Source organism: Kitasatospora sp. NPDC058063, from assembly GCF_042885395.1.
Lineage (GTDB): Bacteria > Actinomycetota > Actinomycetes > Streptomycetales > Streptomycetaceae > Kitasatospora > Kitasatospora lactacystinica.
Window position 1 is genome coordinate 306,444 of sequence record NZ_JBHVSD010000009.1, and the last position, 20,239, is coordinate 326,682.

Here is a 20,239-nt window from a genome sequence, read left to right on the forward strand (position 1 = left end):
GGAGCGGCCCGGGCCGTACGGGCCGGGCCGACGGCAAGGGCGCACGAACGGTACCGGCCGCACCAGTGGTACCGGCCGTCCCGGGAACGTGCACGACATGCTCAAGATCGGCGCAAGTCAGGTGTGGCCGGGGGGAGTCACGGCCATACTGCTGCCATCGGTCGGGCCCCGGGGACGGGCCCGGCCCCAGGGGAGGATGAGGCGGGTGGCAACACCAGTAGGCAGCGGCGCGTCCGGCGCCGCGTTCCCGGCACGGCCGAACCAGCTGCCGGGGGCGCCGGGCGCGGCGGTGGCGACGGCCGCACCGGGGGCACCGGCCGCACCGGCCGTCCCCGGATCGGCCCCGCTCGCGAAGTCCGGCGGGGCGCCCCCGGCACCCAGACCCGGCGGGGCGCCCGCGAAGCGCCCTCCGACGGCCGTCGCCACCGGCGTGCGCGCCCGGCTCGCGCAGGCCACCCGCACACCCCCCGGCCGGCTGCGGCTGGCCGGCGTGGTGCTCGCGGTGCTCACCGTGGCCTTCGGCGGGCTCACCGCCTGGCAACTGGAGACCAGGGCCCAGGCCGCCGACCGGGTGGTCTCGTACAGCCAGCCGCTCAGCCGGGACGCCGCCGAGATCCACCGCAACCTGGCCGACGCCGCCACCACCGCGGCCAGCGGCTTCCTGCTGGCCGGCGCCGAGCCCGACGAGGTCCGCAACCGCTACGAGCAGGACATCGCCACCGCCGCCAAGCTGATCGCCCAGGCCGCCGCCCGGACCACCGCGACCTCGCCCGCACAGGGCTCGCTCGCCCGACTGAACCAGCAACTCCCGGTGTACGCCGGCCTGGTGGAGACCGCGCGGGCCGACAACCGGCAGGGCATACCGCTCGGCGGCGCCTACCTGCGGTACGCCTCCGAGCAGATGCAGACCGTCCTGCTGCCGACCGCCGCCGAACTGGCCGCCGTCGAGAACCGGGAGCTGTCCGACGACTACGCCGAGGCCAGAGCGGTGCCGTGGGCGGCGTACGGCCTGGCGCTGGTCGCCCTGGCCGCGCTGGCCTGGGTGCAGCTGACCCTGTTCCGCCGCACCAACCGGGTGTTCAACATCGGGCTGCTGGGCGCCACCGCCGCCGTCCTGTCCGGCGCCCTGTGGCTCACCGTCACCGGGCTGACCACCAGCTCGGCGCTCCAGCGGAGCAACCGCGAGGGCGCGGCCCCGCTGCGGGCGCTCAACACCGCCCGGGTGGACGTACTGACCGCCCGGCTGGCGGAGAACCTGCACTTCGTCGCCCGCGGCTCGACCACCAAGTACGCCGACCAGTGGGCGAAGGCCACCGAACACCTCGCCGGGGCCAAGGACCTCCCGCCGGACCGGTCCAACGGCTCCCTGCCGCAGGCCGTCCGGCTGGCGCCGTCGGCCGCCGTGCCGAGCGTCGTGGACGCCTCGAAGCAGTTCGACGAGTGGCGCCGGCGGCACGACGCCGCCCGGACCCTGGAGGTCGACAGCGCCGACTACCAGGGCGCCCTGGAGGCCACCGTGACGGCCAAGGGCGACGCGGCCACCGCCGACGCCGCCTTCAACGCCACCGACAAGGCGCTCGCCCGGGCCGCCGACATCGAGCAGGACCGCTTCGACAAGGCCGCCGGGGGCACCGGCGGGGACCTGCGCGCCGCCGCCGTCGCCGCCGCGCTGCTCGGCCTGGTGGCCGCGACCGCCGCGCTGCGGGGCCTGGGCCGGCGACTGGCCGAGTACCGGTGACGGGCAGAGGGGGAGACGCAATGCGCACCAGAGGATCCAGCGGATCGAGGAGAAGGACCAGGACCGCCGCCGCGCTCGCGCTGCTGGCGGCCGGCACGGCCGTGCTCACCGGGGGCGGCCCGGTCGGCGCCGCGCCGGCGGCCACGACCGCCGCGCCGCTGGCCGTGCACCAGGACCAGCAGGACCAGGCCGACGGCTGCGACGTCTACCGGAGCGTGCCGCCGAGCAGCGACGACGGCCCGGCCGTGAAGGCCGTCAAGGCCCGGCGCAGCCTGGTGATCGGCGTGGACCAGAACAGCTACCGCTGGGGCGCCCGCAACCCGAACACCGGCCAGATCGAGGGCTTCGACATCGACCTCGCCCGGGCGATCGGCGCGGCCGTCATGGGCGACCCGGACAAGGTGGTGCTCAAGCCGGTGGCCACGGCCGACCGGATCGACGCCATCAAGAAGGGCCGGGTCGACCTGATCGTCCGCACCATGACGATCAACTGCAAGCGGATGGAGGACGTCGCCTTCTCCAAGCCGTACTTCAACATCAGCCAGCGCGTCCTGGTGCCGAAGTCGTCGCCCGCGAAGAACATCGACGACGCGATCAAGGACAAGGCGGTCTGCGCCGCCGACGGCTCCACCGCGCAGACCGTGGTCAAGGAGAAGAAGACCGCCCGGCAGGTCGTCACGGTGGAGAACCAGCTGGACTGCCTGGTCCTGATGCAGCTCGGCAAGGTCGACGCCACCATGACCGACAACGGCCTGGCGGCCGGCCAGGCCGCACAGGACCAGACCGTGCGGATCGTGGACGGCGAGGCCCAGCCGGAGGTGATCGGCGTCGCCATGCTGAAGGACAGCACCGACCTGACCGCCCGGGTCAACCAGGTCCTGGCCGACTACTACGCGCGCGGCGACTGGACCCGTTCGTACGAACACTGGCTCAAGCCGTACATGCTCAACGAGGCCGAGCACTACTGGCCCGCACCGCACTGATCCGGCGTCGGGGCAGGTCCGGGGGCGGGCGTGCGGAACGGCGCAAGGCGGCGCGCGGGACGGCGCGGGGGAGGTGGCGCACGATCCGTCAGCGGGGCGTTTGACGGCACGTTGACGCCCCGTGCCCGCTCCGCCCGAACGGCCACCGGCTAGGGTTCGGGACGATCACCACGGGGAGACCGGTGGTGGACACGGGGGTTGTCGTGGGACCGCACGTCCGGTACGTCGAGCACGTCAGGTACGTCGGGATCGCACGCGAGGAAGGAAGGACACCGCGGTGGCGGCATCGGCTGGCCCGGTACTGAGCCGGGAGGAGGTCGACCGTGCGCTCGCCCGCCTCGGCGCGGAGCGGGACGCGGTCGAATCGGCGCTGCTCGCCCTCCAGGACCACCCGGGCCTGCGGCTGCTGGACGGCGCCGAGCTGTCCGGGCGCACCCTGGAGCGCTGGTCGGTCGCCGGCAAGGGACTGCCACTGCTCTGGGCGCTGTTCGACCGCTACTCCGAGGCACTGGCCTCGGCCCGGGCCGTCCGGGCCCGCAAGGCCAAGCCCGGCACACCCGAACTCGCCGAGCTGAGCGAACTGCTGACCGGCGACGCGGTGACCGTCCCGGGCGGGGTGGTGCCGGACGGCCCGCAGGTGCTCGGCGCGCCCGCCAAGCTGGTCGAACGGATCAGCCTGGACGCGCTGATGACCAGGATGAACTCCTGGTACGCCACCGTGCTGGAGGTGGTCAGCGCCGCCGACGCGGTCTGGTCGGCGCTGCCGGCCCGGATCGACCTGCTGCTGGCCGAGCTCCAGCGGGTGCGCACCCTGGCCGCCTCGCTCGGCGTGCGCACCGGCGCCCACCCGCTGGGCGACGACCTGGCCGGCCTCGAGAAGGACCTCACCGAGCTGCGCACCGAGGTGCGCGGGGACCCGCTGGCGCTGTGGCGCCCGGCCCGGGTGCCCGCCCAGCGCGGCACGGTCCCGGAGGGCTCGGCCTTCGCCGGCCCGGCCGGGGTGGTGGACACCGAGCGGTTCGACCGGGCCGGGCGGGCACTGGACGGCGTCCGGCTGGAGCTGGAGGACCTGCTGCGGCTGCGCGACGAGGCCGAGGACCGCCTCCAGGGCGTCGGTGACCTGCTCCAGCGGGCCGACGCCACCCTGGCCGAGGCCCGCCGGGCACGCGGCGAGGTGCTGGCGAAGATAGCGTCCAGCGACGTCCCGGCGGTGCCCGGACCGACCTCGGCGCTGCGCGAGCGGATCGTCGCGGCGCTGGACCTGCGCCAGGCCGGGCAGTGGGGCCGGCTGGCGCCGCTGCTGGACACGCTGGAGGACGCCGCCGCCAAGGAGCTGACCCGGGCCCGGCAGTCGCTCACCGAGGTGACCCAGCCGCTGGCCGTCCGGGCCGAGCTGCGCGGCCGGCTGGACGCCTACAAGGCGATGGCGGCCCGGCTGCGGGTCTCCGAGGACCCGGAAGTGATCGAGCGGTACGAGAAGGCGCGCTGGCTGCTGTGGAGCGCGCCCTGCGACCTGCGGGCGGCGGCCGCCGCGGTGGCCCGGTTCCAGCAGTCGCTGCGGCCGGCCCACACCGAGGCCGGAACCGGGCAGGGTCAGGAGGCGGCCGGCCGGCCGCCGGCCGACGGAGAGGTTCAGGGGGGCTGAGGTTGATGGGCGGGACGTGCGAACGGCCGGAGTGCTCCGGCAGCGGCAGGATCGACGCCGACGGCTACTGCGACGAGTGCGGGCTGGCCCCGGCGGCCAGGACCACCGCCACGCCCGGGAGGGCGACGACGGGGACCGCGGGGACGGGAGCGCCGACGACGGGAGCACCGGGAACCGGGGCACCGGCCTCCGCCGGCCCCGGCTCGTCCTGCCCGCGCGACTGCTCCGGCACCATCGACCCGGACGGCTACTGCGACGAGTGCGGCCTGACCCCGCCCGGCGGCGACACCGGGGTCACCCAGCCGTACGTCCCCTCCGCCCGGGTCTCCCCCGGCTCCGGCCACGGCCCCACCGGCCCGGCCCGTTCGATGTCGGCCCGCACCGGCTCGGCCCGTACGATGTCCGGCCGCTCCCGCTCGCACCGCTCCACCCGCACCGGCAGCGGCCGCTCGCTCTCGGTCCGCTCCACCCGGGGCGGCGGCACCGCGGGCACCCGCAGCCGGCTGGGCGCCGGCCTGGTCACCGTGCCGACCGTCGAGGCGGCCGACCCGTCCCGGGCCGTGCTGGCCAACCCCGAGGTGCCCGAGCGCAAGCGGTTCTGCTCCAAGTGCGAGGCCCCGGTGGGCCGGGAGAAGAACGGCAGCCCGGGCCGCCCGGACGGCTTCTGCACCAAGTGCGGCACGCCGTACTCGTTCACGCCCAAGCTGCGCCGCGGCGACCTGGTCGGCGGGCAGTACGAGGTGGTGGGCTGCCTGGCGCACGGCGGGCTCGGCTGGATCTACCTGGCGGTGGACCGGCGGGTCAACGACAAGTGGGTGGTGCTCAAGGGCCTGCTGGACACCGGCGACGAGGACGCGCTCGCGGTGGCCGTCGCCGAACGGCGCTTCCTGGCCGAGGTGGACCACCCGAACATCGTCCGGATCATCAACTTCGCCGAGCACCCGGACCTGCGCACCGGCGCCACCGACGGCTACATCGTGATGGAGTACGTCGGCGGGAAGTCGCTCAAGGACATCGCCAACGAGCGCCGCACCGCGGACGGCCGGCGCGAGCCGCTGCCGGTCGAGCAGGCGATCGCCTACGCGCTGGAGGCGCTGCCGGCCCTGGGGTACCTGCACGGCCGGGGCCTGGTGTACTGCGACTTCAAGATCGACAACGTGATCCAGAGCGGCGACACGCTCAAGATCATAGACATGGGCGCGGTCCGCCGGCTCGACGACGACGGCCCGATCTACGGCACCATCGGCTACCAGGCCCCGGAGATCGCCACCGACGGCCCCTCCGTCGCCTCCGACCTGTACACCGTGGCCCGCACCCTCGCGGTGCTCACCTTCGACTTCCAGGGCTACAGCGGCACCTACCGCGACTCGCTGCCCGGCCCCGAGCAGGTCGAGGCCTTCGCCCGGTACGAGTCCTACTACCGCTTCCTGGTCCGCGCCACCGACCCGGACCCGGCCCGCCGCTTCGCCTCCGCCGAGGAGATGGCCGACCAGCTCACCGGCGTGCTGCGGGAGATCATGGCCCTCCAGGACGACCGGCCCCGGCCCGCGCCGTCCACCCTGTTCGGCCCCGAACTGCGCGTCGTCGACACCGAGCTGGTGCTGCCCACCGAACAGGCCGGACAGCTCCGGGTGGCCCCCCTGGACCCGGCCGCCGCCGCCCTCGCGCTGCCCGTCCCCCGGGTCGACCCCGGCGACCCCAACGCCGGCTTCCTGGCCGTCCTGGTCACCCCCGACCCCGAGGAGACGCTCGCCGCGCTGGCCGCCGCGCCCACCGTCTCGGTCGAGAGCCGGCTGCGCGAACTGCGCACCCTGCTCGAACTCGGCCGCCACCCGGACGCCGTGCGCCGCCTCGCCGAACTGGAACAGGACCAGCCGGACGACTGGCGGGTGGTCTGGTACCGCGGCCTGACCGCGCTGGTCGGCAGCGAGGCCCCGCCCCGAACCGAAGGGCGCGCCGGCACCGAGAGCGAGGAGCGCGGGAGCGACGCAGGAGCGAGGGAGCGACGACCGTCGGCGCCGGGCCAGGAGCGCCCGGAGGCGAGCGGGCGAGTCGCAGCGCTGCGGGCCGCCGCGGAGGCCTTCGACGCGGTCTACGACGCCTTCCCCGGCGAGGCCGCCCCCAAGCTGGCCCTCGCCATCTGCGCCGAACTGCTCGCCGACGGCGGCGACGCGGCCGAGTTCTACCGACTGGTGTGGGCCACCGACCACGCCTACCTGAGCGCCGCCTTCGGGCTGGCCCGGGTCCGGCTGGCCGAGGAGGACCGGACCGGCGCGGTCCGCGTCCTGGAGACCGTCCCGGCCACCTCCAACCAGTACACGGCCGCCCGGATCGCCGCCGTCCGGGCCCGGCTGCGCGAGCGCCCGGCCACCGACGACCTGGCCGTCGACCTCGGCGCGAGCTCCGCGCAGCTGACCGCGCTGCGGCTGGACTCCCGCCGCCGCGAGGAGCTCGCGGTCGAGGTGCTCGACGCGGCCCTCGGCTGGGTCGGCGCCGAGGCGGCCGCCGGCCGGCGCGCCACCGACCTGGTGGTACTGGGACGTCCCGCACAGGAGCGGGAACTGCGCTTCGCCCTGGAACAGTCCTACCGGGTACTCGCCCGGTTGGCCGACCGGGCCGAGATCAGGATCGAGATGGTGGAACGGGCCAACCGTGCCCGTCCCAGGACGTGGGTGTAGCAGATGCCGCAGCAGACCGAGTGCCCGAGCTGTTCGGAGCCGATGGACCAGGAGGACGCCTTCTGCGGCTCCTGCGGGACCGGCCGGAACGGCCGGGCGGCCCCCGGCTCGATGCCGACGAGCTGGGCCGCCGCGCGCGGCGAGGCCGTACCGTCGCCGCGCGGGCCGGTCTGCGTGCACTGCGGGCAGCCGCAGGTCGCCCCGGACGGCTACTGCGAGGGCTGCGGCGGCGCCCAGCCGCGCCCGCGCGACCACATGGAGAAGTCGCTCGGGGGCGTCGCCGGGGTCAGCGACCGCGGCGTGCGCCACCACCGCAACGAGGACTCCTTCACCGTCGCCGCGACCTCGCTGCCCGGCGGCGAGCCGGTCGTGGTCGCCGTGGTGTGCGACGGCGTCTCCTCCTCCGACCGCCCGGACGAGGCCTCGGAGACGGCCGTGGACGCCGCCTCCGAGTCGCTGCTGACCGCCCTGGAGGCCGGCCGGGACCCGAACCGGGCGATGCACCAGGCCATCGCCGACGCCGCCAAGGCCGTCGCCGACCTCGCCACCGACGGCGCCGGCCCCACCCGCCCCGACCTCAACGCGCCCGCCTGCACCTACGTCAGCGCCATAGCCGCGGGCGGACGGGTCACCATCGGGTGGGTCGGCGACACCCGGGCGTACTGGATCCCGGACGACCGCGCCGCCGCCGAGCCCTTCCGGCTCACCCAGGACGACTCCTGGGCGGCCCGGATGGTCGAGGCCGGGCTGATGAGCGAGGCCGAGGCCTACGCCGACCCCCGCGCGCACGCGATCACCGGCTGGCTCGGCGCCGACGCCGAGGAGGTCGTGCCGCACACCCTCGACTTCACGCCGCACGTCCCCGGGGTGGTGCTGATCTGCACCGACGGGCTGTGGAACTACGCCGAGGCGGCCACCGACCTGGCGTACTACGTGCGCCCGGACGCCCGCACCGAGCCGCTCGCCACCGCCCAGACCCTGGTGAAGTTCGCCGTCGCGGCCGGCGGCCACGACAACATCACCGTCGCCGTGCTGCCGATCGACCCGCCGGCCGCCGCCGTCGAGGAGGCCGAGCAGAGCCCCACCGCGCTGGACCTGCCGGTGATCGCTCCGCGGCCGGCCGGCCGACCCGCCGCGGAGGAGGACGAGGACCACGATCCGACCCTGCCGGACCTCCCGGTGATCGGCTCCCCCGCCGCCCCGCTGCCCCCGGTCCCGCCGGCGCCGCCGGAGGTGCCCCCGGCGCCGGCCGTCCCGCCGCTCGTCCCCGCCGCTCCGGCACCGCCCGTCGCCCCGCCTGTTGCCCCGCCCGTCTCCCCGCCCGTCCCGCCGCAGCCGCCGCACCCGCCGACGGCCTGACCGACCACCCGCCGGACGCCCCGGCAGCACGGCCCGCCGGCCCGCCCGGCGGGCCGCCCCACCGTCCTGAGCACGTCCACCCCTCACCCGACGGGAGCCGACCGCCCCATGGCAACACTGGCGAAGCCGAACCTGCCCAGGTTCAACGTGGAGATCTTCCAGAACGAGTACCTGGCCGACGGCGCCCGCGAGGTCAACGCCATCGTCACCGTCACCGCGACCGGCGGCGGCACCTCCGGCGGCCGGCCGCTCGGCTTCGCCGACGCCACCCCGGCGGGCACCGGCACCGCGGCCGCCGTGGTCGTCCTGGTGGACTGCTCGGGCTCGATGGACTACCCCAAGAGCAAGATCAACGGCGCCCGCGAGGCCACCGCCGCCGCCATCGACGCACTGCGCGACGGCACCGCCTTCGCCGTGGTCGCCGGCACCCACGAGGCCCGCGACATCTACCCCGGCGACGGCACCCTCGCCATCGCCTCCGCCACCACCCGCGGGCAGGCCAAGGAGTCGCTGCGGCGGCTCACCGCCGCCGGCGGCACCGCGATGGGCACCTGGCTGGCCAAGGCCGACAAGCTCTTCCTCACCCGCCGCGACATCGCCATCCGGCACGCCGTCCTGCTCACCGACGGCAACAACGAGCACGAGTCCGCCGAGGACCTGGCCCGCACCATCGAACTGGTGACCGGCCACTTCACCGCCGACTGCCGCGGCGTGGGCACCGACTGGCGGATCGACGAGCTGCGCAGGATCTCCTCGGCGCTGCTCGGCACCACCGACATCGTCGCCGAACCCTCCGGCCTGGCCGAGGACTTCCGCTCGATGATGGCCGGGGCGATGGGCAAGCAGGTCGCCGACGTCGCCCTGCGGATCTGGACCCCGGCCAACGCCACGGTCAGGTTCGTCAAGCAGGTCGCCCCCGCGGTCGAGGACCTGACCTCCCGCCGCACCGAGGCCGGGCCCCGGGCCGGCGACTACCCCACCGGCTCCTGGGGCGACGAGAGCCGCGACTACCACGTCTGCGTCGAGGTGCCGGCCGCCTCGGTCGGCAACGAGATGCTGGCCGCCCGGATCAGCCTGGTGCTGCCCGACCAGGTCGCCGGCGGCACCCCGGAGGTGCTCACCCAGGGCCTGGTCAAGGCGGTCTGGACCGACGACCTGGCCTCCTCCACCCGGATCAGCCCGCAGGTCGCCCACTACACCGGGCAGGCCGAGCTCGCCTCCTCCATCCAGGAGGGCCTGGAGGCCCACCGGGCCGGGGACGTCGACCGCGCGACCTCCAAGCTGGGCGCGGCCGTCCGGATCGCCCACGCGACCGGGAACGAGGGCACCTACAAGCTGCTCCAGAAGGTGGTGGACGTGGTGGACCCGAAGGAGGGTACGGTTCGGTTCCGTAAGAACGTGAGCGAGGCCGACTCGATGACCCTTGAGACCCGGTCGACCAAGACGGTACGTGTGAAGAAGTGACCGCTGAAGACGTGACCGGGCCGGCACCCCGGCGCGACGCCGCACCGAGCCGGCCCGAAACGAGGGGGACCTGATGCCGATCTGCCCGAGGGGCCACGAGTCGCAGGCCGAGGACTGGTGCGACTTCTGCGGCTTCCCGATGACTCCGCCGGCCCCCGCGCCGGGGGCGCACGGAGGCTACCCGGGGGCGCCCGGGGCCGACCCCGCGCCCGGCGCGCACGCCGGACACCACCCGGGGTACGGCGGCGCGTCCTTCGGCGCTCCGCCGCCTCCGCCGCCGATGCCGCCGGGGGCCGTCCCCCCGGGAGCCGTCCCGCCGCCCGGGGCACCCCTGCCGCCCCCGGGCATGGTGCCTCCGCCCCCGCACGGGGCCGTCCAGCCCCAGGCCGGGCCGCAGGGCCTCACCACGGGCCTGGCCTTCTGCCCGATCTGCCGCAGCCCGCAGACCGGACGGTTCTGCGAGGAGTGCGGCTACGACTACGAGCTCTCCACGCCCTCGCGCCGCCAGGCGCCCGGCGCCGGACACCTCCCGCCCGGCCCGGCCCAGCAGCCGCCGCTGAACATCCCGGCGGCCTACGGCGGCACCCCGCCGCAGGCCCCGCCCGGTCACGCGCCCGCCGGCCGGCCGCCGTTCGAGCAGCCGCCGCTCGGTCACGCCCCGGCCGGCCAGCCGCCCTTCGGACAGCCGCCGTTCGGTCACGCCCCGGCCGGCCAGCCGCCGTTCGGAGAGTCACCGTTCGGACAGCCGCCGGCCGCCCAGCAGGCCGTCGCGCCGCCCGTCCAGCAGCAGCCGCAGGCGCCCGCACACCCGCACACCTACGGCTACCCGCCCGCCCAGCCCGGCACCGGGCCGACGGCACCTCCCGGCCACCACGCCGGGGGCGAGGGGAACACGCCGGAGGGCGCGTTCCCCGACACCTCGGTGCGCGAGGACTCCGGGCCGGTCTACGCCCACCCGGCCGGCCCCGGCCCGAACAGCCGCGGCGGCGACTTCGGCACCTCCTTCAACCTGGCCCCGCCGCAGCAGGCGCAGCCGCAGCAACCCCAGGAACCCGCCCCGGCCGAGCCGGTGCGGACCAACTGGATCGCCGTGGTCGCGGCCGACCGGGACTACTTCACCGAGATGATGGCCCGCAGCGGCCCCGAGGCGGCCGGCCTGTTCTTCCCGCCGTACTGCCCCGAGCGCCGGATCCCGCTGACCGGCCGCGGCCAGCTGCGGATCGGACGGCGCAGCCAGCACCGCGGCACGGTGCCGGAGATCGACCTGTCCGTCCCGCCGGAGGACCCGGGCGCCTCGCACCAGCACGCGCTGCTCGCCGAACAGGCGGACGGCAGCTGGGTCCTGGTCGACCAGGACTCGACCAACGGCACCACCGTGAACGGCGGCGCGGAGCCGATCACCCCGCACACCGCGATCCCGCTGAACGACGGCGACCGGATCCACATCGGCGCCTGGACCACCATCACCGTGCACCGCGGCTGAAAGACCGCCACATCATTCCCTGATGGGCCGTCAGTGCCAACTCCGGTCGGGCCGGGCGGAATTCGACATCCGCCCGGCCCGACTTTGTTTGACCCCTCTTCAAAATATCCGCAAATTCGCTCGCACGGATGTGCACAGGAGCCTTCGCAGCCCCTAGGCTCAGGCCACATGACTGCTGCTATATCCGCTGACGGCATACGTCAGCGGTACGGGGATGTGCAGGCCGTCGACGGGGTGTCGTTCACCGTCGAGGCCGGCGAGTTCTACGGGATCCTGGGCCCCAACGGCGCCGGGAAGACCACCACGATGGAGATCCTGGAAGGAGTCCGGAAACCGGACGAGGGCCGGATCCAGCTGCTGGGCATGGAGCCCTGGCCGCGCAATCCGAAACTGCTGCCGCGAATCGGCGTGCAGTTCCAGGCGACCGCTTTCTTCCGGAAACTGACGGCCCGGGAGACCATCCGCACCTTCGCGTCGTTCTACGGGGTCGGCCCCAAGCGGGCCGATGCGATGCTGGAGCGGGTCGGCCTCTCGGACAAGGCCGAGACCCTGACCGACCAGATGTCCGGCGGCCAGGCCCAGCGCCTGTCGATCGCCTGCGCACTGGCGCACGACCCGGAGCTCGTCTTCCTGGACGAGCCCACCACCGGACTCGACCCGCAGTCCCGGCGCAACCTGTGGGACCTCCTGCGGGACATCAACGCCGAGGGCCGCACGGTCGTGCTGACCACGCACTACCTGGACGAGGCCGAGGTGCTCTGCGACCGGGTCTCGATCATGGACCACGGCAAGATCCTCCACACCGGCGCCCCGGCGGCGCTGATCCGCGAGATCGACGACACCGTCCGGATCAGCGTGGCCTCCGGCCAACTCCCGCTCGCCCGGGCCCGGGAGCTGATGACCGCGGCCGGTGCGGACATCGCCAACCTGGAGGACGACACCGTCTCGCTCTCCGTCTCCACCCGCGTTCCGGCCCCGGTGCTCAGCGTCCTCGCCGAGCAGAACGCGCTGCGCGGCCTGGAAGTGCGCGGCGCCACCCTGGAGGACGTCTTCCTCCAGCTGACCGGACGGGAGTTCCGCGCATGACCGCCAGCACCTCCACCGAGCCGCAGGCCCCGGCCCGGCGCGGCGGCCCCGCCACCGACGAGCGGGAGCGGGTCAGCGCGTTCTGGAGCCTGTCCCGCGCCATGCTGCTCGGGATGAAGCGCGACCGCACCGCGACCTTCTTCATCCTGCTGTTCCCGCTGGTGTTCCTGGTGTTCTTCGGCAGCGTCACCAAGGGCTCCGGCAGCCCCCACGCCAAGGTGGCCCAGGTCGGCGCGGTGAAGCTGTTCGACTCGATCCAGGGCGACGAGCGGGCCGGGCTGGACAAGGTCCTCACCATCACGAAGACCGACGACGAGGCCGCCACGCTGGAGAAGGTCCGCAAGGGCGACTACGACGCGCTGATCAAGCAGGGCCCGGACGGCACGGTCGAGCTGCGCTACACCGCCGCCGACCAGGTCCGCGCCGGCGCGCTCCAGGGCATCCTCAACTCGGTCGTCCAGACCGCCAACCAGGCGGCCACCGGCCAGAAGCCGGCCTTCGTGCTGGACTCCCAGCAGGTCGAGGACAAGTCGCTCAAGCCGATCCAGTTCCTCACCCCCGGCCTGCTCGGCTGGGCCGTCGCCACCGGCGCGGTGTTCGGTGCCGCGCTGACGCTGGTCAACTGGCGCAAGTCCAAGGTGCTGCGGCGGCTGCGGCTGGCCCCGATCAACGCCGGAACCGTGGTCAGCTCCCGGATCCTGGTCTCGCTGCTGACCGCGTTCCTGCAGACCGCCGTCTTCCTGGTGGTCGCGACGAGCTTCTTCGGGCTCAAGCTCACCGGCAACTGGTGGCTGATCATCCCGCTGGTGGCCTGCGCGACGCTCGCCTTCATGTCGATCGGCCTGCTGGCCGGCTCGGTCGCCAAGACCGAGGAGGCGGCCAACGGCATCTCGCAGATCATCGTGCTGCCGATGTCCTTCCTGTCCGGCTCGTTCTTCCCGCTGGACGGGGCGCCGGGCTGGCTGAAGGCCGTCTCCGAGGTCATGCCGCTGCACTACCTGGTCAACTCCGCCCAGTCGGTGCTCACCCGCGGCGGCGGCGTCATGGACGCCCTGCCGACCATGGGCGGCCTGCTGCTCTTCGCGGCCGTGCTGACCGGCATCTCCTGGAAGCTGTTCCGCTGGGAGGACTGACCCTCCCCGGTCGACGTCCACCGATCCCGACGGGGTCGTACGCCTTTGGTCCCGGTGTACGACCCCGTCGGCGTCTGCGACCATGGTCGGGTGAGAGAGATCCGGCGAGGCACGTTGAGCGAGGAGACCTTCTACGACCAGGTCGGCGGTGAGCCGGCCTTCCGGCGGCTCGCCCACCGGTTCTACGAGGGCATCGCCGAGGACGAGTTGCTGCGGCCGATGTACCCCGAGGAGGACCTCGGGCCGGCCGAGGAGCGGATGGCCCTCTTCCTGATGCAGTACTGGGGCGGCCCGCGCACCTACAGCGAGCGGCGCGGCCACCCCCGGCTGCGGATGCGGCACGCGCCGTTCAAGGTCGACAAGGCCGCGCACGACGCCTGGCTCACCCACATGCGGGCGGCCGTGGCGAGCCTGGAGCTGCCGGCCGAGCACGAGCAGCAGCTGCTCGAGTACCTGACCTACGCCGCCGCCTCGATGATCAACACCCCGGGCTGAGGCCGTTCCCGGGGTCTTCCCTGGGTCTTCCCCCGGGGGGCTTCCCCCGGGGTCTTCCCGGGCTTGCGGGCCGGGGCTTGCGGGCCGGGGTTCGCGGGCCCGGCTACCGGACCGGGCTGAGCCCCAGCCCCGCGCCCGGCGCGGCCACCGTGCGCACCGCCACCGAACCCGCCGGGGCGCTCAGCCGCAGCCAGCCGCCCGCCCGGTGCACGGTCAGCGGGGCACCGGGCCGCAGGAAGCCGATCACGTACGCGGCGTGCAGCGCGCGCAGCGGCAGCTCGGGCAGCACCGTCACCGGGCGGGACCAGATCTCGTCGGCCAGCGCGTCCAGCACCGTGCGGCCGCGGTGGTGCGCCGGGACCGCCTCGCTGCGCTCGCGGAACTCCTGTACCCCGGCCATGAGTTCGGGGTACACCTCGGCCACCGGCGGGGCGCCCACCGGCCGCCAGCCGGTGCGCGGCGGCAGCAGCCCGGCCCAGGCCGGGCCGGTCACCGGCGCGGGCAGCGCGACGGCGCCCGCCTCGGCGTCCACGCCGTCCAGCAACTGGCCCGCCGAGACGGTCAGGTCCACCGGGCCGTCCAGACCGCCCAGCCGCACGGTACGGACCGCCAGCGCGCCCGAACCGCCCAGCGGCAGCCGTCCGAAGACCGCCAGCACGCCGTCGCCGTCGCCCGGGCCCACCGCCTGGAGCCGGACCGCCGCCGCCCGGTCGAAGCGCAGCAGGCGCAGCAGGAAGGCGGAGAGGTCGGCGGCCTCCCCGGTGTCGGTCAGGGCGAGACGGGCGGTGATGGTCACAGCGGTTCAGCTCGAATCGTCAGGTGGGGTCAGACGGCGGCGACGGCCGGCTCTACGTCCATGAAGCGGCCGAGGAACTCCCGCTCCACCGGCGAGATCCGGCGCGGCCGGCCCTCGGCCAGGTCGTAGGGGACGACCACGGTGGACGCCCGGACGTACACGATGTCGCTGCCGTCCTCGGCGACGTCCTTGATCTCGTACGAGACCGTCAGCGAGGCGCCGCCGATCTTCGTCACCCAGGTCTCGATGGTGACCGGCTCGGGCCGGTGCACCAGCGGACGCTTGTAGTCGATCTCGTGGCGGGCCACCACCGAGCCGCCCGCGAACTCCCCGGCGCCGGCCGCGGCGGCCTGGGTGAACATGAAGTCGATCCGGGCCTCCTCCAGGTAGCGCAGGAAGACCACGTTGTTGACGTGCCCGAAGGCGTCCATGTCGGACCAGCGCAGCGGGCAGGCGTAGATGTGGCGAGCCACGGCAGTTCTCCTCGGTGTCCGGTCGCCCGCCGCCGTCCACCGCCGGTGGCGTGGGACGCGACGCGGCGGACGGTGGCGACGGGCCGCGGCCCGGCAGGCCGCCCCGGGGGGCAGTCTGCCGGGCCGTTGTGACGGCTGGGTGTCAGCCTCGGGTCAGCTTCTTGTACGTGGCCCGGTGCGGACGGGCGGCGTCGGCGCCGAGCCGCTCGATCTTGTTCTTCTCGTACGACTCGAAGTTGCCCTCGAACCAGAACCACTTGCTGTCGCCCTCGTAGGCGAGGATGTGGGTGGCCACTCGGTCCAGGAACCAGCGGTCGTGGGAGATGACCACGGCGCAGCCGGGGAACTCCAGCAGGGCGTTCTCCAGCGAGGAGAGCGTCTCGACGTCCAGGTCGTTGGTGGGCTCGTCGAGGAGCAGCAGGTTGCCGCCCTGCTTGAGGGTGAGCGCCAGGTTCAGGCGGTTGCGCTCACCACCGGAGAGCACGCCGGCCGGCTTCTGCTGGTCCGGGCCCTTGAAGCCGAAGGCCGACACGTAGGCGCGGGACGGCATCTCGACCTGGCCGACGTTGATCCAGTCCAGACCGTCGGAGACGACCTCCCAGAGGGTCTTCTTCGGGTCGATGTTGGAGCGGGTCTGGTCGACGTAGCTGATCTTGACGGTCTCGCCGACCTTGACCGTGCCGCTGTCCGGCGTCTCCAGGTCCTGGAGCATCTTGAACAGGGTGGTCTTGCCGGCGCCGTTCGGGCCGATGATGCCGACGATGCCGTTGCGCGGCAGGGTGAAGCTCAGGTCGTCGATCAGGATCTTCTCACCGAAGGCCTTGTTGAGGTTCTCGACCTCGATGACGACGCTGCCCAGACGCGGGCCCGGCGGGATCTGGATCTCCTCGAAGTCCAGCTTCCGCATCTTGTCCGCCTCGGCCGCCATCTCCTCGTAGCGGGCCAGACGGGCCTTGGACTTCGCCTGGCGGCCCTTGGCGTTGGAGCGGACCCACTCCAGCTCCTCCTTGAGGCGCTTGGCGCGCTTGGCGTCCTTCTGCCCCTCGACCTTGAGGCGCGACTGCTTGCTCTCCAGGTAGGTGGAGTAGTTGCCCTCGTAGCCGATCGCGCGGCCGCGGTCGAGCTCCAGGATCCAGCCGGCCACGTTGTCCAGGAAGTACCGGTCGTGGGTGACGGCGACGACGGTGCCGGCGTACTTGGCCAGGTGCTGCTCCAGCCAGTTCACCGACTCGGCGTCCAGGTGGTTGGTGGGCTCGTCGAGCAGCAGCAGGTCGGGGGCCTCCAGCAGCAGCTTGCAGAGCGCCACGCGGCGCTTCTCGCCACCGGAGAGCTTGGTGACCTGCCAGTCGCCGGGCGGGCAGCCCAGCGCGTCCATGGCCTGCTCCAGCTGGGCCTCGAGGTCCCAGGCGTTGGCGTGGTCCAGGTCCTCCTGGAGCTTGCCCATCTCGTCCAGCAGCGCGTCCGAGTAGTCGGTCGCCATCAGCTCGGCGATCTCGTTGAAGCGGTTGAGCTTCCCCTTGATCTCCTTGACGCCGTCCTCGACGTTCTCCAGGACGGTCTTGGACTCGTCCAGCGGCGGCTCCTGGAGCAGCATGCCGACGGTGAAGCCCGGCGAGAGGAAGGCGTCGCCGTTGGAGGGGTGCTCCAGGCCGGCCATCATCTTCAGCACGGTGGACTTACCGGCGCCGTTGGGGCCCACGACGCCGATCTTCGCTCCGGGGAGGAAGCTGAGCGTCACGTCGTCAAGGATGACCTTGTCTCCGTGAGCCTTGCGCACCTTGCGCATCGTGTAGATGTATTCCGCCACGTGAGATCGCTCCGGCGTCGTCGGGAGTAATTCGGCTTGCAGCCTTCCATTGTGCCGCACCCGGCCCGGAGCCCGAACCGCCCAGGTGACCCCACGGGGGTATCCGGAGCCGCTCCCCGCCCGCCCGGGCCCCGCCACCAGCGCCCCTTCCGCCCCACCCCGGGAACGCGACGGCCCGGCTCCCCGCACGGATGCGGGGAGCCGGGCCGGTGTCCGCTCTCAGGGTCTCGGGAGGTCAGCGCCCCCCGGCCCGCTCGGGCGGTTCAGTCGGTTCAGGCGGTGGTGCGACCGTGACGGCCGCGGCGGCGCAGGACGAAGACGGCGGCGCCACCGGCCACGACCAGGCCACCGGCGACGGCAGCGAGGATCGGGGTGGAGTCATTGGCACCGGTCTGGGCCAGGCCACCGGTGCCGGGGGCGGCGCTGGTGGTCGCCGGGGTCGGCTGGCCGGCACCGGTGCTCGGGGTGCCCGACGGGGTCACCGACGGGCCGCCGGACGGGGTGCCGGTCGCGGCCGGGGTGGCCGGGGTGGTCGGGGCCGGGGTCGGGGTCACGCCGGTCTTGCAGTCCAGAACGCCGGTGAACTGCTTGGAGTAGCCGTTCGGGCCGGTCACGGTGAAGTCGTAGCTCGCCTTCTCCTCGACCTTGACGAGCACGCTCTCGGTCTTGCCCGGCTGGACGGCGACCTGCTGCTTGCCGACCGTGACGGTGGCCGCCTCGTCACCGGTGTTGGCGACGGACACCCGCACGCCGCCGGCGGCGCACTCCTCCTTGGCGGAGCTGTCGATCAGCGCGCCCTTGCCCTGCTTCCAGGTGGCCTTGGCGCCGGCCGCGACGTTCACCTTGGTGGAGCCGGCCAGGATCATGGTCTGGCTGTGGCGACCGCGGTTGTCCACCTTGCTCATGAAGACCCGGCCGCTGAGCACGGTGGCCTCGGCGGTGGCGTTGATGGCGGCCTTGCCGTCCGGGGTGCCGGCCGGCACGTCCAGGTACAGCGGGGTGTCCTTGTTGATCGGGCCCGCCAGGGCGCCACCGACCGGCTTGTTGTCCTTGTCCAGCAGCTTGACCTTGTCCGCGGCGTCGCCGGTGACGGTCAGCTTGACCTCGTTCGCGCTGGAGTTCAGCAGGAACGGGCCGAGCTTGCCGCCCGACTTGCCGGAGACCGAGTCCGGGGCGAGGGTCAGCGAGGGCTTCGGCTCGGCCGCGACGCCCTTGTTGGCGTCGCCGACCAGGTAGTCGCGGAGCTTCTTGGCCTTGTCGTTGCGCGGGACGGCGTTCTTGTTGTCCGAGAACTTCCAGATCGCGGCCTGGGTGCCCGCGGCGGCGTCCGCCTCGCTCAGACCGTCGACGTGGATGGCCGTGGCCAGGGAGGCCAGGCTGGCCTGCGGGTACGAGTTGTCCAGGATCCAGCGGATCTTGGGGGCGTTCGCGTTGCTGTTGAGCGAGCTCGCAGCCCAGTCCGCCTCGTGGTACTTGGCGTTGCTGTCCAGGTAGACCGGGTTGTCGAAGTCGATGCAGTACGTCCGGAGCTTCTCGCCCGCGTCCGTCTTGAGGGTGAACAGGCCGCCGTCGACGGTCCCCTTGCCCTCGACGTCGATCTTCTCGCCGAGCATCTCGTTCTGGACCTCGGCGGTCACGCCCGAGGTCGGTGCGCCGGCCGCGCCGGCCGCGGCCGCCGCACCGGCCGCGAACAGGCCTCCGCCCAGCGCCAAGCTGGTCGTGAGCATGACAGTGGTTATACGGGACAGACTCAGCCCCTGCCTCTGGAACATCTGGGATCCCTCCGGGCCGGGCCGCACCGAGTGGGCAGTCCCCGCCGACTTGCCGATCCGCGCGTGCCCCCTGTGGCACTGCTGCGGGTATGAACCAGACGAATCCTATTGAGCCCCGGAGGCCCCGAAACCCCCATGCGAAATCAGGACGATTCCGTATCTGGATCGTTATCAATCCCCTCAGGTCCCACACAAGCTGACGGCCCGGCAGAAACTCACGGACGGTTTTCTGTTATGCGGTCGGATTGCGCGTGCGGGCGCAACGACGTTCTCGATCAACATATTTGTCGACAGGGAAGGTCACCCGACCGGTCAGGTCGACACATCCGCGGCGCCACCTCCCCGTGCCCTCCCGTCCACCTCCCCCGGTTCCCCCGCGACCGGCCTCCCGCCGGGCGGCAGCGCCCGCACGGCGGGTGCCGCCACCGCCGCCGGGGCCGCCGGGGAACCCGCCCCGGGCCGCGGCACGGAGCCCCTGCGCGCCTCCACCGCGCTGACGATCCACTCCGGCACCACCTCGTCACCGGCCTCCGCCCCGGCCGGCCCGGGGCCGCCCGGCGGCTGCCCGCGCACCCCCGCCGCCCACCGGAACGCCGTGGTACCACGGGTGAGGTCGTGTCCGACCGATCGCGCGTCGATCTCGGCCCGGCTGCGCTTCACCTCCCCGTCCGCCCACTCCCGCACCCGCAGCCGGCCGCTCACCAGCACCGGATCGCCCTTGGCCAGCGAGCCGATCAGATTGACCGCCAGCGCCCGCCAGGCCGTCACCGTCACCCACTGCGTCTCGCCGTCCACCCAGCACTCGCGCTGCCGGTCGTACCGCCGTTCCGTGCAGGCGAGCCGGAAGTTGGCCATCGGCACCCCGCCGCCGGTTTCGCCGTAGCTCACCTCCGTCGCCACATTGCCGACCACCGTCACATGCGTCTCGTTCACAGCACACCCTCCGTTCCCGCCGATGCACCGTACGGAATCGACCGGTGCGCCTTGAGCGTGCACTTCGGGGGAAATCCCAGCCACCGAGTTCCGAAATCCTGTGGATAACTCGGGCCTGTGGAAACTTTTGTCACTCGCAGGGGTGAATTTCAGCCTCCCGCAGCCTCTGCACGGCCCGAATCTTCGCGGCCATGACAACAAACCCGCTGCTCGCCGCCCCGCCGGCACGCCCCGGAAGCCACCGGGGAACAGGATCCGGAACGCACCCGGACGGCCGTCCGCGCACGTCATCCGACCGGCGCAACGGCGATAAAGGCCCCCCACCCGCTCCGTCGGCGGCACATTCTCCGTGCCGAATCCATAACGGGTGAGGAGGCAGCCCCGTAACGACTGC

At 73.5% G+C, this 20,239-nt stretch carries 15 protein-coding genes; 10 read left to right on the forward strand and 5 right to left on the reverse strand.

Translation table 11 applies throughout. The annotated features are described in order from the left end of the window. The first annotated feature begins 205 nt into the window (after positions 1 to 205). From ACFVUY_RS18535 to ACFVUY_RS18580, 10 genes are all read left to right on the forward strand, one after another. A complete protein-coding gene (locus tag ACFVUY_RS18535) occupies positions 206 to 1,738 on the forward strand; it encodes a hypothetical protein (RefSeq protein WP_387685442.1) in 1,533 nt (510 codons plus the stop codon). Positions 1,739 to 1,758: 20 nt separating this feature from the next. Next, on the forward strand, positions 1,759 to 2,721 hold the full coding sequence (locus tag ACFVUY_RS18540) for a glutamate ABC transporter substrate-binding protein (protein ID WP_387731052.1): 963 nt from the start codon (positions 1,759 to 1,761) through the stop codon (positions 2,719 to 2,721). A gap of 277 nt (positions 2,722 to 2,998) precedes the next feature. Further along, positions 2,999 to 4,366 (forward strand): hypothetical protein, encoded by a 1,368-nt coding sequence (locus tag ACFVUY_RS18545; protein WP_387731055.1) that lies wholly within the window; start codon positions 2,999 to 3,001, stop codon positions 4,364 to 4,366. Positions 4,367 to 4,371: 5 nt separating this feature from the next. Beyond that, a complete protein-coding gene (locus tag ACFVUY_RS18550; RefSeq protein WP_387731058.1) occupies positions 4,372 to 7,044 on the forward strand; it encodes a tetratricopeptide repeat protein in 2,673 nt (890 codons plus the stop codon). Between the two features lie 3 nt (positions 7,045 to 7,047). Further along, positions 7,048 to 8,403: a protein phosphatase 2C domain-containing protein gene (locus tag ACFVUY_RS18555; RefSeq protein WP_387731060.1), complete on the forward strand. Its 1,356-nt coding sequence runs from the start codon at positions 7,048 to 7,050 to the stop codon at positions 8,401 to 8,403. A 108-nt stretch (positions 8,404 to 8,511) separates the two neighbouring features. Beyond that, positions 8,512 to 9,867, forward strand: a complete 1,356-nt coding sequence (locus tag ACFVUY_RS18560) for a VWA domain-containing protein (protein ID WP_387685430.1) — start codon at positions 8,512 to 8,514, stop codon at positions 9,865 to 9,867. Positions 9,868 to 10,213: 346 nt separating this feature from the next. Next, on the forward strand, positions 10,214 to 11,350 hold the full coding sequence (locus ACFVUY_RS18565) for an FHA domain-containing protein (RefSeq protein ID WP_387731062.1): 1,137 nt from the start codon (positions 10,214 to 10,216) through the stop codon (positions 11,348 to 11,350). A gap of 168 nt (positions 11,351 to 11,518) precedes the next feature. Beyond that, entirely contained in the window at positions 11,519 to 12,436 is a 918-nt protein-coding gene (locus ACFVUY_RS18570) for an ABC transporter ATP-binding protein (RefSeq protein WP_359910612.1), read from the forward strand. Beyond that, positions 12,433 to 13,569 (forward strand): ABC transporter permease, encoded by a 1,137-nt coding sequence (locus ACFVUY_RS18575; protein WP_359910609.1) that lies wholly within the window; start codon positions 12,433 to 12,435, stop codon positions 13,567 to 13,569. Before ACFVUY_RS18570 ends, ACFVUY_RS18575 begins: the two co-directional genes overlap by 4 nt. Before the next feature lie 90 nt (positions 13,570 to 13,659). Then, the gene (locus tag ACFVUY_RS18580; protein ID WP_387685424.1) at positions 13,660 to 14,064 is read left to right on the forward strand and encodes a globin; all 405 of its coding nucleotides are present in this window, start codon (positions 13,660 to 13,662) and stop codon (positions 14,062 to 14,064) included. A gap of 103 nt (positions 14,065 to 14,167) precedes the next feature. Here the strand turns inward: ACFVUY_RS18580 and ACFVUY_RS18585 are convergent, their stop codons facing one another. From ACFVUY_RS18585 to ACFVUY_RS18605, 5 genes are all read right to left on the reverse strand, one after another. After that, positions 14,168 to 14,860 (reverse strand): hypothetical protein, encoded by a 693-nt coding sequence (locus tag ACFVUY_RS18585; RefSeq protein WP_387685422.1) that lies wholly within the window; start codon positions 14,858 to 14,860, stop codon positions 14,168 to 14,170. A gap of 29 nt (positions 14,861 to 14,889) precedes the next feature. Beyond that, positions 14,890 to 15,333, reverse strand: coding sequence for an acyl-CoA thioesterase (locus tag ACFVUY_RS18590; RefSeq protein WP_387685420.1), 444 nt, complete (start codon positions 15,331 to 15,333; stop codon positions 14,890 to 14,892). A gap of 142 nt (positions 15,334 to 15,475) precedes the next feature. After that, complete coding sequence (ettA, locus tag ACFVUY_RS18595) at positions 15,476 to 17,140, reverse strand: energy-dependent translational throttle protein EttA (RefSeq protein WP_359910599.1); 1,665 nt, start codon at positions 17,138 to 17,140, stop codon at positions 15,476 to 15,478. A 272-nt stretch (positions 17,141 to 17,412) separates the two neighbouring features. Beyond that, positions 17,413 to 18,867 carry a Cys-Gln thioester bond-forming surface protein gene (locus ACFVUY_RS18600; RefSeq protein ID WP_387685418.1) on the reverse strand — a complete coding sequence of 485 codons (1,455 nt, stop codon included), beginning with the start codon at positions 18,865 to 18,867 and terminating at the stop codon, positions 17,413 to 17,415. Positions 18,868 to 19,224: 357 nt separating this feature from the next. Further along, a complete protein-coding gene (locus tag ACFVUY_RS18605; RefSeq protein ID WP_387731064.1) occupies positions 19,225 to 19,845 on the reverse strand; it encodes a single-stranded DNA-binding protein in 621 nt (206 codons plus the stop codon). Between the last annotated feature and the right edge of the window lie 394 nt (positions 19,846 to 20,239).

Excerpts from the sequence above, each read along its gene's own strand:
- ACFVUY_RS18550 (WP_387731058.1), top strand. The coding sequence starts at position 4,372 with ATGGGCGGGACGTGCGAACGGCCGGAGTGCTCCGGCAGCGGCAGGATC.
- ACFVUY_RS18540 (WP_387731052.1), top strand. The coding sequence starts at position 1,759 with ATGCGCACCAGAGGATCCAGCGGATCGAGGAGAAGGACCAGGACCGCC.
- ACFVUY_RS18565 (WP_387731062.1), top strand. The coding sequence starts at position 10,214 with ATGGTGCCTCCGCCCCCGCACGGGGCCGTCCAGCCCCAGGCCGGGCCG.
- ACFVUY_RS18575 (WP_359910609.1), top strand. The coding sequence starts at position 12,433 with ATGACCGCCAGCACCTCCACCGAGCCGCAGGCCCCGGCCCGGCGCGGC.
- ACFVUY_RS18560 (WP_387685430.1), top strand. The coding sequence starts at position 8,512 with ATGGCAACACTGGCGAAGCCGAACCTGCCCAGGTTCAACGTGGAGATC.
- ACFVUY_RS18600 (WP_387685418.1), bottom strand. The coding sequence starts at position 18,867 with ATGCTCACGACCAGCTTGGCGCTGGGCGGAGGCCTGTTCGCGGCCGGT.
- ACFVUY_RS18555 (WP_387731060.1), top strand. The coding sequence starts at position 7,048 with ATGCCGCAGCAGACCGAGTGCCCGAGCTGTTCGGAGCCGATGGACCAG.
- ACFVUY_RS18570 (WP_359910612.1), top strand. The coding sequence starts at position 11,519 with ATGACTGCTGCTATATCCGCTGACGGCATACGTCAGCGGTACGGGGAT.